This window comes from Candidatus Nomurabacteria bacterium, assembly GCA_023898605.1.
Classification (GTDB): domain Bacteria; phylum Patescibacteriota; class Minisyncoccia; order Phycocordibacterales; family UBA9973; genus HK-STAS-PATE-34.
In genome coordinates this window covers 184,010-196,941 of record CP060230.1, presented here as the reverse complement: position 1 = coordinate 196,941, position 12,932 = coordinate 184,010, and the positions used below count along the sequence as shown (strand labels likewise).

Here is a 12,932-nt window from a genome sequence, read left to right as displayed (position 1 = left end):
AATCGTGCTATATTTCGTTTATGAGTATTTTTTCTAGAAAACTTGGAATCGACCTAGGTACCGCCAATACCCTTGTTTATGTACCACAAAAAGGGATTGTTCTGAATGAGCCGGCTGTTGTAGCTGTCTCTGAAGCAGACAATAGCATTTTAGCGATAGGAATAGAAGCCAAGAACATGATTGGACGAACTCCCGATAATATTGTGGCGTATAGACCGATGCGTGACGGTGTTATCGCTGATTACAAAGTTGCTGAAGCAATGCTTCGATATTTCATAAGAAAATCGTTGGGTAAGTTTGCTTTTCTAAAACCAGAAGTGATGATTTCTGTTCCAGCTGGTGTGACTTCGACAGAAAGAAGAGCTGTTATCGAAGCAGCGCTTCGCGCCGGAGCAAAAAACGCATACGTTGTGAAAGAACCAATCCTTGCTGCAATCGGAGCTGGTATACCTATATATGAATCAAAAGGGTTCATGATTGTAGACATCGGTGGAGGAACAACTGACGTTGCCGTGATTTCTCTAGGAGGTATCGTTGCTTCAACTTCTGTAAAGTGTGCAGGAAACAAAATAGATCAAGCTATCACAGACTATATAAAGAAAACATATAACCTTGCTATTGGAGATAGAACCGCAGAACAGATAAAGATCCGAGTTGGTAGCGCTGTTATTCTAGAAGAAGAACTTTCTCTTATCATAAAAGGTCGTGATTACGTCCAAGGTCTTCCTAGATCTACTGTTGTCAAAACAAACGAGGTTGTAAAAGCGATAGACAAAGAACTAAAGACAATGATCCAAGCGATTAAAGACGTACTTCAAGAAACTCCTCCTGAGCTTGCTTCTGATATCATAGACAACGGTATAATCCTAACTGGTGGATCGAGTCTTCTTCGAGGACTACCAGAACTTGTATATAGAAAAACTGGTGTAAAGGCGAGACTAGCAGAGAACCCACTATATTGTGTTGTTACTGGTACTGGTATTGCACTAGAGCACCTAGACGAATACAAGAGAGCGATAATCTCTAAAAAATAAAATGGATCTAAAAAACGTTTTAAAAAACTTCAACAAAATTATACTGACTGGATCCAAAGACAGCGCTATCGAATATACAAAAAAATCTCTTTCTGAAAGTGGTCTTATAAAAGATCTCTCACAAGATTTTCTTATATTTGAAAAAGAAGAGATTCTCCTAGAAGACGCGATCAACTTCAAAAACTGGCTTTTACTCAAACCAATAAATCTAGATTACAAAAAGGTTGGACTACTTTGTTTCTCCAAGATGAAAAGAGAATCACAAGACGTGCTTTTAAAAGTTGTAGAAGAGCTAGAAGGTCACAGTATCGTGATACTTCAGACAAAAAACAAAGACTATATATCGGAAACACTTCAGTCTAGAATGATATGCCTCCCAGTTTTCGAAAAAGAAAGAAATTCTAGAATCGTAGATTCTTTTCTGAAACTTTCTCCAAAAGAAAGAATTGATTTGCTTACAAAATACGAAGAAGATATAGACACACTAGAAAACATAATGGAAGATATTTACAAAGAAATAATCGAGACAAATCCACGAGAAGATAATCTAAAAACACTTTTTGAAACAAGTAAGATGCTCAAAAAAGGACTTTCTTCTAGAAAGCACCTTATAGAAATGCTTTCGCTTTCTATTGAATAGAAAATTTTTACTAACACCTTGCCGAGGTTCTCTAAAAAGTGTACATTTTTGTATATGGCATTTGATATAAAACAATTTGATAATGAATTAAAAGAAGTAGAAGCTTGGCTTTCCAAAGAGTACAGTGCTGTGCACACTGGAAAAGCTAGCCCACAAATCCTAGACGGTATTTCTGTAAACTCTTATGGAGCACGTACACCAGTAAAGAATGTGGCGTCTATATCGATAGAAGATAGTAAAACACTGAGAATCTCTCCTTGGGACAAAACTCTTATAAAAGAAATAGAAAAATCTATCGTTTCTTCTGATCTCGGACTTTCTACATCTGTAGATGACGAAGGATTGAGAGTTATATTTCCACAAGTTACAACAGAAGGAAAAGAAAAGCTTGTAAAAATCCTAGGTGGAAGACTAGAAGAAGCTAGAATCTCAATCAGAAAAGTTCGCGAAAAAGCTATAAGCGAAATAGACAGTATGAAAAAAGACAAAACGATGACAGAAGATGATTGGGAAAGAGCAAAAGAAAATATCCAAAAATCTGTAGACGCTGGAAATTCTGGACTAGAAGGAATTTTTGATAAGAAAAAGAACGACATAATGAATGGTTAGTCATGGGAGTTTTACTACTTATCGTTGTACTATTCTTCTTGATTTTGGTCCACGAGTTTGGGCATCTTATCGTTGCTAAGTTTTTCAAAATACGAGTAGACGAGTTTGGTATCGGATTTCCACCGAGAGCTGTGACACTTTTCAGGCGCGGAGAGACAGTTTATACACTGAACTACATACCGTTTGGAGGTTTTGTAAAAATATTTGGAGAAAATTATATAGAAGAAGATGGGGGAGAAAAACGCGATACAAAAGAAGATGTTGGAAGTTTCTCAAAAGCGCCCAAGTATGCACAAGCTGCGACACTTCTAGCCGGAGTGTTTATGAACTTCATCGTGGCTTGGATACTTCTATCTTTTACATTTATGATCGGAGTTTATTCTTATGGATCTGAATCTTCTTCTGTCGATGCTTCACTACTCATAACAGAAGTTTCTCCTGACTCTCCAGCATACACATCGGGAATACTTTCTGGTGACGTTGTAAAAAGTCTAACAATAGAAGACACTGTTATAGAAACACCAACTGTCGGTGAGTTTCAGTCTTCGGTCAAAGACTCTTCTGGTAAGCCAATTCTTCTGGCAGTAGAAAGGGGAGGACAAGAACTTTCGTTTTCTGTGATTCCAGAATATAGAGAAGATAACTCTTCTTATGTTATAGGAGTTGGAATGAGTATGTTTGAGTTTGTTAAGTATGGATTCTTCGAATCTTTCTACAAAGGATTTGGTAGATCTATCGAACTAACTAGAGAAATATGGAAAGGTTTCGTAGGAATATTTAGCGGTGGAACAGATCTTTCTACAATATCTGGACCTATCGGTATTGTTCCTGTTCTAAGCGAGGCCAGTTCTCTAGGATTCTCTTACATCCTATTTTTCACAGCACTTATATCTATCAACCTCGTGATACTAAACTTGATACCATTTCCAGCACTAGATGGAGGAAGACTACTATTCGTTATAATCGAGTCTATAACCAAGAAAAGAATACCACCCAAGATATTCCAGTGGGTCAATACTATAGGATTCTTGATCCTCATACTTCTCATGGTTTTCATAAGTATCAAGGACATAATCGCCCTCTAAGCCATAAACCCCCGCCGTATCCTCTGCGGGGTTTTATATTGACAAAACTATAAAGTTGTTATAATGTCAAAAAAAACTTTGTAAATGAATCAAAACTTTTTTCTGAGTTTTATTACTACATTGTTAACATATCATTTGTCTAAAGATTTTTTTCCTGGTTTTATGTCAGATTATAGTCAATTAGAAAAAGTTTTAATTATCCTTGTTTTTTGTTATACGTGGAAAGTTGGAGGAAATATTTACTCTATTTGGGGTGGATATAATCCTGACGGGAGTGTGTACTCACTTTTTCCTATATTTCAAGACGCAGGAGTTTATGCTTTTGGACTTTTTGGATTAGCTTTGTATCAAAATGCCGGTAAGGTTTCTTCTCAAAAAATTGGTTTTTGTTTTTTGCAAAAAGAAAAAATTCCTTCTGATCATAATCAGAAGTTAATCGAAGCAAGGTTCTTTACTTTTTCTTTTGTATATTTTTCTTACAGCTTAATCAGCTTCTGTTATTTATCCACGGAAGATCAATAAATCTTTGTATAAAAATGTTAACTAGCACATAACCCCCGCCGTATCCTCGGCGGGGTTTTATATATATTTGACTTATTCTGAAAATAGTGTAATATTTCAGAATACAAATTTAATCAAGCATATATAGCCCTATGTCAGTTATCAGTTTTAAACCAAAGCAAGTAACAAAAAAGATCATTTCACCCCTAAAAAACAGGAGTTATGACGTTATTGTTGCTAGATATGGCCTAGAAGACGGAGACAGAAGAACTCTCGAATCTATAGGTCAAAAATACGGCATTACAAGAGAAAGAGTAAGACAAATAGAGAATGCCGCTATCAACTCAATAAGAAAAAGTGGAGAAATGAAAGAGTTCGACGGTATTTTCGAAGAACTTCATAGAATAGTAAAAGACATGGGTCTAGTTGTGGCTGAAGAAGATCTACTAAACCACATATCCAAAGATCCTGTAGTTCAAAATCATATACACTTCTATCTAGTTCTTGAGGACAGATTCCACAAATTCAAAGAAGATGATCACCTAAGATCAAGATGGACTATCGACAAAGGGCTTTCTGAAAAGATCCACACAGCACTAAAAGGACTATATGCATCTCTAGACGACGCAGAACTTCTAACTGAAAACGACGTCGTAAAAAGATTTATCGAATCTCTACAAGACATAAGAGAAGAATACAAGAAAGAAGAAATAGCAAAAAGATGGCTAACTCTCTCTAAGAAAGTAAAAGCAAACCCACTAGGAGAATGGGGCAAATCTGATTCTTCAGGTATCAAAGTTAGAGGTATCAAGGACTACGCATACCTTACTATGAGAAAGAATGGTTCACCTATGCACTTCACAGAAGTAGCAAAAGCTATCCAAAAAGACTTCGGAAAGAAATGTCACACAGCTACATGTCACAACGAACTTATCAAAGACGATAGATTTGTTTTGATTGGTAGAGGTATGTACAGCATTTCTGATTGGGGATACAAACCAGGAATAGTTAGAGAAGTTATAAAAGAAATTCTTGTAAAAGAAGGTCCTATGACAAAGGAAGAAGTTGTAGAAAAAGTTCTAAAAGAAAGATATCTAAAAAGAAACACTATTCTTGTAAATCTACAAAACTCAAAATACTTCAAGAAAGACAAAAACGGTCTATATCATGCAATCTAATACAAACAAACAATCCGGTTTTATAAACATCATTCTTATAATAGTCGGTTTTGTTTTGGTATTTTTAGCTATCGGGTTTTTCCAAGATGGCTCTTTGGTTGTAGATGATATATATGATCAAGACTCAATCGGAGCAATAACAAACGAGACAGAAAAAAGAATAGAAGAAATAGGTTCTTCTAAAAGTACATCAGAAAACGCTGGAGAATATCCAGAAGCTACAAGTACTTGCGGATTTTATCTCAAAGATCTGGCAGAAGGAGAAACTATAACTTCGCCACTTCTTATAGAGGGAAACACTGACGGTTGTGGTTGGGGTGCGTTTGAGGCCAATGTTGGCGTAGCAGAACTCTATGACCTAGAAACAGGAAACAAGATAAGTAGTCCTGCAATAATGAACACAACTACAGACTGGATGACAGCAGGTCCGGTATATTTTGAAGCGAACCTTACATTTACTGGTGCAGGTGGTGAGAAAGAAGGATACATACTTTTCACTCATCAACAGGTTGCAGACGAAGATCCACTACTCACTTACGTTTTGCCTGTAAAGTACTAATCTCTGTGATATAATTTTATATATATGGAATTTTTCGGATCACTAACATCTGATTTCTTTGCCTTAGCCGGAAGGTTTTATTGGCTTTGGCTTACTATTCCTCTACTTTTGTTCGCATGGTTTTTATGGATTAGATATATCAGAACAGAATACATTTCAAAAATCGATTGGGTTCTTCTAGAACTTGTTATCCCAAGAGAGGTTAGTAAATCTCCTCAGGCCATGGAAATATTTTTTACAACAGCGCTTTATCAGTCTGGGGGCGTCGGTACTTGGTACCAAAGATACTGGCTCGGAAATGTGCCAGCATGGTTTTCTCTAGAGATCGTTTCGATAGAAGGGAAAGTCAGATTCTTTATAAGAACAGAGAGAAAATTCAAAAGACTTATAGAAAGTCAGATGTATGCTCAGTATCCAAATGTAGAGATTTTCGAACGAGAAGATTATGCTTATGCAGTTCCTCCTCATGATAAAAATGGTGAATGGAGCATGATAGGTACAGAATTTACTCTTACAAAAAACGATGCCTATCCGATAAAAACATACGTAGATTACGGTCTCGATAGAGCTACAGGAAGCCTAGAAGAAGAGGAAAAGATAGACCCGATAACTCCTATGATTGAATTTTTCGGTTCACTAAAAGAAGGTGAACAATTATGGTTTCAGATTCTGGTAAGACCGTCTAACTGGGAAAGATTCGACAAAGATAAGAAAGATTCAACCAAAGATGGATATCTCGCAAAACAAAAATGGCAAAAAGAAACCGAGAGACTAAAGAACGAACTCTTGAGCAAGGGTGTTAGAAAGATAGGAGAAGGAGAGGCTGCAAGAAGCGAATTCAAACTAACAAAAGGTGAAGAAAATATCATAAACGCTCTAGAAAGAGCAGCCGACAAACCCGGATTTGATACTGGTATGAGAATCCTATATATCACCGCTAAGGATAAGTTTGATCCAAGTGTTATACCAGCTCTCACAAGTGTTGTTAGACAATACAACTCAGAATCTTTAAATGGTTTTAAACCGTCAAATTTTACAACTTTTGATTATCCTTGGCAAGACTTTTCTGGAAAGGGTGCATCTCTTAAAAAAACAATTATGCTTGAACTTTACAAGCAAAGAGCATATTTCTATCATCCTGCACACAGAACTCCATTTGTTCTAACAACAGAAGAACTTGCAACTATATTCCATATACCGGGTAGAGTCGCTGCAACTCCAACTGTCGATAGGATAGAGTCACAAAAATCTGCTCCTCCTGCTAACCTACCTATATAAATATGAAATTTATTCTTACGCACAAGAAAAAGGTTTTTGCTTCTTTTCTACTACTTTCTGTTATAGCTTTTCTCTTCTTGGTTTGTATGCCAAAAGATTTTTTTGATTATCCAAAAGAATTTTCTATAGAAAGTGGCGAGAGTCTGTATAGTGTTGGACAAGACCTGGAAGAAATAGGTGTTATAAGAGAAAAGTATGTTTTTCTAGTATTCCTGAAAATTTTTGGCAAAGAAAAGTCTATACAATCTGGTAGTTACACTATAAATCAGCCACTGAACACAATAAAACTCTCTTACTATATAAGTCATAATCTTCTACAAAGAAACTCAACCAAGGTTGTTATCAAAGAGGGTGATACTTTTATCGAAATAGGAGAAGCATTTGAAAAATCTCTTCCAAACTTTGACAAAGAAAATTTCTTTTCTATTTCACAAAGTTATGAAGGAAGACTTTTTCCAGACACATATTTTGTAGATCCAGAATCTAACGAAGAAGATATATTGGAAGTTATGTTGGAAAACTTCGACAAGAAAACAAAAGATTTGTTTACTCCAGAAATACTTGGAGACAAAACAGAAAACGAAATCCTAACAATGGCGTCCATCATAGAGCTAGAAACAAATTTTGGAGAAGAAAGACCAATTGTCTCTGGCATACTCTGGAAAAGGATAAGAATCGGTATGGCACTTCAAGTCGACGCGCCTTTCTTGGTTTATCATGGCAAGGGAAGTGATAGCTTGACCTTGTCTGACCTAGATATAGATGAACCGTGGAATACATACGAGAACAGGGGTCTTCCGCCGTCTCCTATAACAAATCCCGGATTAGAATCGATAGAAGCAGCTCTTTTCCCAGTAGAATCTCCGTATCTTTACTACTTGCACGACAAAGATGGTAATATACACTACGGCAAGGACTTTGAAGAGCACAAGCGTAACAAAGACCTTTATCTTTAGAAAATAGTTATGAAAAAACACAATTTGGCATTTATAGATACAGAAACTACTGGTCTCGATTTTGACAAACACGAGCTTATTGAAATAGGTATAGTTTTGGCAAAACAGTCTTGGGATGGTGACGATATAAAGCTCGAAGTTCTAGAAGAAGTAGAGATCAAGATCAAACCAGAAAGAATACAAGATGCAGATCCACAAAGTTTGAGAATAAACGGTTACAACGAGGCTGACTGGCTTTTTGCACATGACCTCGAAACAGCTATGAAAATATTTGTCGATAAAACAAAAGATGCGATTATGGTAACTCACAACCTTTCTTTTGATGCGGCATTTATAGACAAGGCTTTCAAAAAAACAGGAATTACTTCTCTTATGCACTATCCTAGGATAGACTCTATTTCTGTTGCTTTTGCCAAGCTTCACCACAAGGATGACTTGCGATATTCACTCAGGTCTTTGTGTGAACACTATGGTATAAATAACAAAAAGGCACATACTGCACTTTCTGATGCTAGGGTTCTAGCAGAACTTTATGAAAAAATTATTAACGAAAAAAAGCAATAAAGAAACAGTAGGCAAAAAAGTTTTTATTGGTGTTTCTGGTGGAGTAGACTCGTCTGTTTCTCTATATCTACTACAAAAAGCTGGTTATGACGTAACCGGCGTTTTTATCCGTACTTGGCATCCAGATTTTATTTCTTGTTCTTGGAAGGATGATAGACGAGATGCTATGCGCGTATGTGCAAGACTAGGTGTACCGTTTTTAGAGTTTGACGCAGAAGAGGCATACAAACAAAAAGTAGGAGAGGTGATGATCGAAGGATACAAGTTAGGACTTACTCCAAATCCAGATGTTTTGTGTAACGAAGAAGTTAAGTTTGGTGTTTTTTATGATTTTGCAAAATCAAACGGTGCGATGGTAGCTACTGGTCACTATGCCGATATAAAGAACGAAAAACTAATAAGAGGACTCGACAAAGCAAAAGATCAGTCCTATTTCTTGTGGAAGATAAGCCAAGACAAACTAAAAGATATAATTTTTCCAATAGGTGGCATAAAAAAAACTAAAGTTCGAAAAATCGCAGAAAAAATAGGACTACATACTGCAAAGAAAAAAGATAGTCAGGGTGTTTGCTTCTTGGGAGAGATAGATATGAAAGATTTTCTATCTAGATTTGTAGAGGCTTCTAGTGGAGATGTTCTAGACACAGAAGGAAACAAAATCGGCTCTCATGACGGAGCGATATTTTATACGATGGGAGAAAGACATGGATTTACTCTAGACAAACCTTCTCCAAACTCCTCACCTTTATATGTTGTAGATAAAAATATAGAAAAAAACACAATAACAGTCTCACCTTATCCAAAAGTAAAATGGGGAAGCGGAACTATATTTGAAGACTTGTCTTCTTATGGTCTTGAAAAGATGGACGAAAGAAAACTAGTTTTGGTCAAAGCTTGCAACGAACTTTCTGGTGGATTTTCTGTCGGAGAAAAGTATGATGTAGAGTTTCGTTATCATGGCAAGATTTACAAAGCAAAATGTTTGTCTAAAAAAGAAAGTGATAAATCTACAATTTTCACGCTCGACGTTGAAAGGCCACTACTATCTAGTGGACAGTCCATGGTGGTGTATGAAAAAAATGTGTGCAAAGGTGGTGGAATAATTTCTGTTTAATTTATAAAATATCTATATGGAAAACTTTGCTTTAGGTGAAATAGATATTTTTATGAGATTGGCCGTAGCACTTGTCTGTGGTATCGCTGTTGGTACAGAGAGACTCTATGCTCACAAGACAGCTGGCATGAGAACGTATTCTCTTGTTTCTATGGGAGCAGCACTTTTCATAATCATATCTGAAACAATAATCGGTAAGTACGGTCAGTTTTTTGATGGAGACTATCTCCGTGTGGCGAGCCAAGTCGTTGCTGGTATAGGATTTCTCGGAGCTGGACTAATACTCGTCAAAGGCGATCATGTTGTCGGAGTAACAACTGCTTCTAGTATATGGGTTGCCGCTGCTATAGGAGTTGCTTCTGGATTTGGACTTTTCTACTTGGCATTTTTGGGAACAATACTCACACTATTTATATTTATCGCACTTTGGTTCTTGGAAGAAATCGTACGTAGGTCAAAAAGATACAAGAAAAAAGAAAAAATAGATAATCAAGAATGATTTTATGTGGGTAGTCTATGCGATACTTTCTGCCGTCTTTGCTGCTCTTGTTTCTATATTTGCAAAAATTGGTCTAAAAGATGTAGATACAACTCTTGCTACTGCTGTAAGAGCTGTTGTTATGGCGCTTTTTCTTGTGGGGGTGGTTTTGTTTACTGGAAAAATAAATATGATAGGAGACATATTTGGATTGTCTAGAACTTGGGTTTTTATACTCCTGTCTGGTATAGCTGGAGCATTGTCATGGCTCTTTTATTTTATCGCGATCAGAGATGGGAGCGTTTCTCCTGTTGTTGCACTAGACAGAACCTCTGTTGTTTTTGCTATCATATTTGCAGCACTTTTCTTGGGAGAAACCCTTACTATAAAGTCTGTTATAGGAGCACTTTTGGTTCTAGGCGGAGCTATACTTATCGCACTTTAGAATCTCTATTCTTTGTGCTAGTATGAGGAAAAACTAGTACCGTATGATAACTAATAAACCTTTGGAATGTGTCTTATTCTTATGGCACGTTCATCTTCTCTCACGTGTTACTCCCATCCTTGCAAAAACGAGGTTCATAGGAGAAGACGGAGGTCGACTTCTTCAGAATGTAGATCCTGATTCAGTTGGTTTGATAGAAAGATGGAGAAGGAAGAGAATCAATCAAATTTTCAATCCTGATTACAACGTGCTCACGAGGTTAAGTAGCGGGTCTCGTATAAAGATCCGGTATTGGGAAGAAATTCTTCGTCGTAGGGGGATGATAATCAAGGATGAGAATCGGAAAGATGTGGAAGAGATGTTGAGACTATCGAACACAGAGCTTTCAAGAGTTGTGGAGAAATCTCTCAACAGAAAAAGATTCTCTAAACCAATGCGATCTTTGGAATAACTTAACAAGCCCCCTCATAGGGGTGCTTTTTTATTTTGCCAAAATACGCTATATTTTAGTCACATGAATTCAAGCGACATAAGACAGAAGTTCTTGGCATACTTTTTCAGCAAGGGTCACAAGAGGATACCGTCTTCTTCTCTAGTCCCAGAGGCTGATCCTACTGTTTTGTTTACAACAGCCGGGATGCAACAATTCAAGCTCTATTATAGTCATCCAGACGACGCTACCAAAGACTTCGGGTCAAAAAACGTAGTTAGTATCCAAAAATGCGTAAGAACAGGCGATATAGAAGAAGTAGGAGACTCTACACACCTTACTTTCTTCGAAATGCTCGGAAACTTTTCTTTTGGCTATAGGCCCAGCGAGTCTGCCTCGCCCAAGGGTGGTTATGGAAGACGCGAAGCTATAGTCTACGCACATGACTTTATCACAAAAGAGCTTGGTTTAGAGATTTCTTATGTTACTTACTTCCGTGGCAATGACTTTGTTCCAAAAGATACCGAGTCGCACGATATATGGCTTGAACTTGGAATCAAAGACATAAGAGAAGATGGAGAAGATGTTTTCTGGGGACCAACTGGAGATAGTGGACCATGTGGACCGACAACAGAAATATATTGTAAAAACGCAGCTGGTGAAGATGTGGAAGTTTGGAATATCGTTTTCAACGAGTATATGTGCGACGGTTCTAGAGAAAAACTAGACAAAGGTGAAGCAAAACTTACAAAGTCAGAAACTCTGGGTATAGATACTGGTATGGGATTCGAGAGACTTCTTGCAACCGTACAAAACAAAAGAAGTGTTTATGATACAGACTTGTTTGAAAAAGTTTTTGAAAAGATAGAGTCTATGACAAGTGTTGACGACCTTTCTTCAAAAAGGATAATAGCCGACCATGCTAGAACTGCGATGTTTCTTATATCTGATGGAGTTCTACCATCTAACAATGAACGAGGGTACATACTAAGAAGACTTATAAGAAGAGCTGTTAGGATAAGCGAAAAGATTGGCATGAGAGAAGGAGCGCTTCTGGAAATAGTAGAAGAATTTGTTCATCTATACGGTGATATATACGAGAATATAGACCTTGTAAAAATAAAAGAAGTTATACAAAAAGAAGAAACAAAGTTTAGAGAAACTCTATCGGCTGGACTAAAAGAGTTTGAGAAGGGAACAGATCCATTTACTCTTTTTACAACATACGGTTTTCCTATCGAAATGACACTTGAACTCGCAAAAGAAAAAGGTGTGTCTGTAGATATGACAGATTTCGAAAACAAAATGAAAGAACACAAAGATCTTTCGCAAAGTTCTTCGGCTGGTATGTTTAAGGGCGGTCTAGTAAACCATGAACCACAAACCATAAAGCTTCACACTGCTCACCACCTCCTACTAAAAGCACTTCAGGAAGTGTTGGGGCATGAGGTAAAACAAAAAGGTTCAAACATAACAGAAGATAGACTAAGGATGGACTTTGCGTTTGATCGCAAGATGACAGACGAAGAAAAGAAAGAGGTAGAAAGATTGGTGAATGAAGCAATACAGAAGAAATACAAGGTTATAAAAAGAGAAATGCCAAAAGAGGAAGCAGAAAAACTTGGCGCAGAAATGGAGTTTGGCGCGAAATATCCAGATATAGTATCGGTCTACTTTATAGAAGACGAAAATGGAAATCCATATAGCATAGAGTTTTGTGGTGGACCTCACGTAGAAAACACTGGTGAACTAGGGGCCAATTCCGATGGGACGCCCAAGGTCTTCAAGATAAAAAAAGAAGAAGCATCGTCTGCTGGAGTCAGGAGAATAAAGGCAATTTTGGAGTAGGATAAAAGTGGAAAAAATATTTGCAAATATTTTTATTTATAATTACAATCAATATGAAAAAGATATTTTCACCAGAGGCGAATCTCGGTGACGTGGTACCTTGAATCTTTTAGTAATAGTTTTGTATATTTTGAAGGGAGATTAAATCATAGGTAGTTTTGTTTTTTTGGCTAAAGCCAATCAATCAAAATATCTGGATCGATGTCCAGAGTA

Annotated in this window: 15 protein-coding genes; all 15 read left to right on the top strand. The window is 37.0% G+C overall.

The features are described from left to right. Positions 1–20 precede the first annotated feature (20 nt). The 15 genes from H6791_01080 to H6791_01010 all read left to right on the top strand — a co-directional run bounded on the left by H6791_01080 (position 21) and on the right by H6791_01010 (position 12,719). A complete protein-coding gene (locus tag H6791_01080) occupies positions 21–1,034 on the top strand; it encodes a rod shape-determining protein (GenBank protein ID USN95007.1) in 1,014 nt (337 codons plus the stop codon). 1 nt (position 1,035) lies between these two features. Beyond that, positions 1,036–1,674, top strand: coding sequence for a hypothetical protein (locus tag H6791_01075; GenBank protein ID USN95006.1), 639 nt, complete (start codon positions 1,036–1,038; stop codon positions 1,672–1,674). Between the two features lie 54 nt (positions 1,675–1,728). Continuing rightward, complete coding sequence (gene frr, locus H6791_01070) at positions 1,729–2,283, top strand: ribosome recycling factor (protein ID USN95005.1); 555 nt, start codon at positions 1,729–1,731, stop codon at positions 2,281–2,283. 2 nt (positions 2,284–2,285) lie between these two features. Beyond that, positions 2,286–3,368, top strand: coding sequence for a site-2 protease family protein (locus H6791_01065; GenBank protein USN95004.1), 1,083 nt, complete (start codon positions 2,286–2,288; stop codon positions 3,366–3,368). A 135-nt stretch (positions 3,369–3,503) separates the two neighbouring features. Then, positions 3,504–3,890 carry a hypothetical protein gene (locus H6791_01060; GenBank protein ID USN95003.1) on the top strand — a complete coding sequence of 129 codons (387 nt, stop codon included), beginning with the start codon at positions 3,504–3,506 and terminating at the stop codon, positions 3,888–3,890. A gap of 131 nt (positions 3,891–4,021) precedes the next feature. Beyond that, positions 4,022–5,047 carry a hypothetical protein gene (locus H6791_01055; GenBank protein USN95002.1) on the top strand — a complete coding sequence of 342 codons (1,026 nt, stop codon included), beginning with the start codon at positions 4,022–4,024 and terminating at the stop codon, positions 5,045–5,047. Beyond that, positions 5,037–5,606, top strand: coding sequence for a hypothetical protein (locus H6791_01050; GenBank protein ID USN95001.1), 570 nt, complete (start codon positions 5,037–5,039; stop codon positions 5,604–5,606). Before H6791_01055 ends, H6791_01050 begins: the two co-directional genes overlap by 11 nt. Before the next feature lie 24 nt (positions 5,607–5,630). Further along, a complete protein-coding gene (locus H6791_01045; GenBank protein ID USN95000.1) occupies positions 5,631–6,884 on the top strand; it encodes a hypothetical protein in 1,254 nt (417 codons plus the stop codon). Positions 6,885–6,886: 2 nt separating this feature from the next. Further along, the gene (gene mltG / locus H6791_01040) at positions 6,887–7,840 is read left to right on the top strand and encodes an endolytic transglycosylase MltG (protein USN94999.1); all 954 of its coding nucleotides are present in this window, start codon (positions 6,887–6,889) and stop codon (positions 7,838–7,840) included. A 9-nt stretch (positions 7,841–7,849) separates the two neighbouring features. Further along, positions 7,850–8,404, top strand: a complete 555-nt coding sequence (locus H6791_01035; GenBank protein ID USN94998.1) for a 3'-5' exonuclease — start codon at positions 7,850–7,852, stop codon at positions 8,402–8,404. After that, positions 8,373–9,518, top strand: a complete 1,146-nt coding sequence (mnmA, locus tag H6791_01030) for a tRNA 2-thiouridine(34) synthase MnmA (protein USN94997.1) — start codon at positions 8,373–8,375, stop codon at positions 9,516–9,518. The genes H6791_01035 and mnmA overlap by 32 nt, the downstream gene beginning before the upstream one ends. A 16-nt stretch (positions 9,519–9,534) precedes the next feature. Then, on the top strand, positions 9,535–10,017 hold the full coding sequence (locus tag H6791_01025) for an MgtC/SapB family protein (protein ID USN94996.1): 483 nt from the start codon (positions 9,535–9,537) through the stop codon (positions 10,015–10,017). A gap of 4 nt (positions 10,018–10,021) precedes the next feature. Then, positions 10,022–10,441 (top strand): EamA family transporter, encoded by a 420-nt coding sequence (locus tag H6791_01020; GenBank protein USN94995.1) that lies wholly within the window; start codon positions 10,022–10,024, stop codon positions 10,439–10,441. Positions 10,442–10,484: 43 nt separating this feature from the next. Continuing rightward, a complete protein-coding gene (locus H6791_01015; protein USN94994.1) occupies positions 10,485–10,892 on the top strand; it encodes a hypothetical protein in 408 nt (135 codons plus the stop codon). A gap of 63 nt (positions 10,893–10,955) precedes the next feature. Next, entirely contained in the window at positions 10,956–12,719 is a 1,764-nt protein-coding gene (locus H6791_01010) for an alanine--tRNA ligase (protein USN94993.1), read from the top strand. Positions 12,720–12,932: the final 213 nt, after the last annotated feature.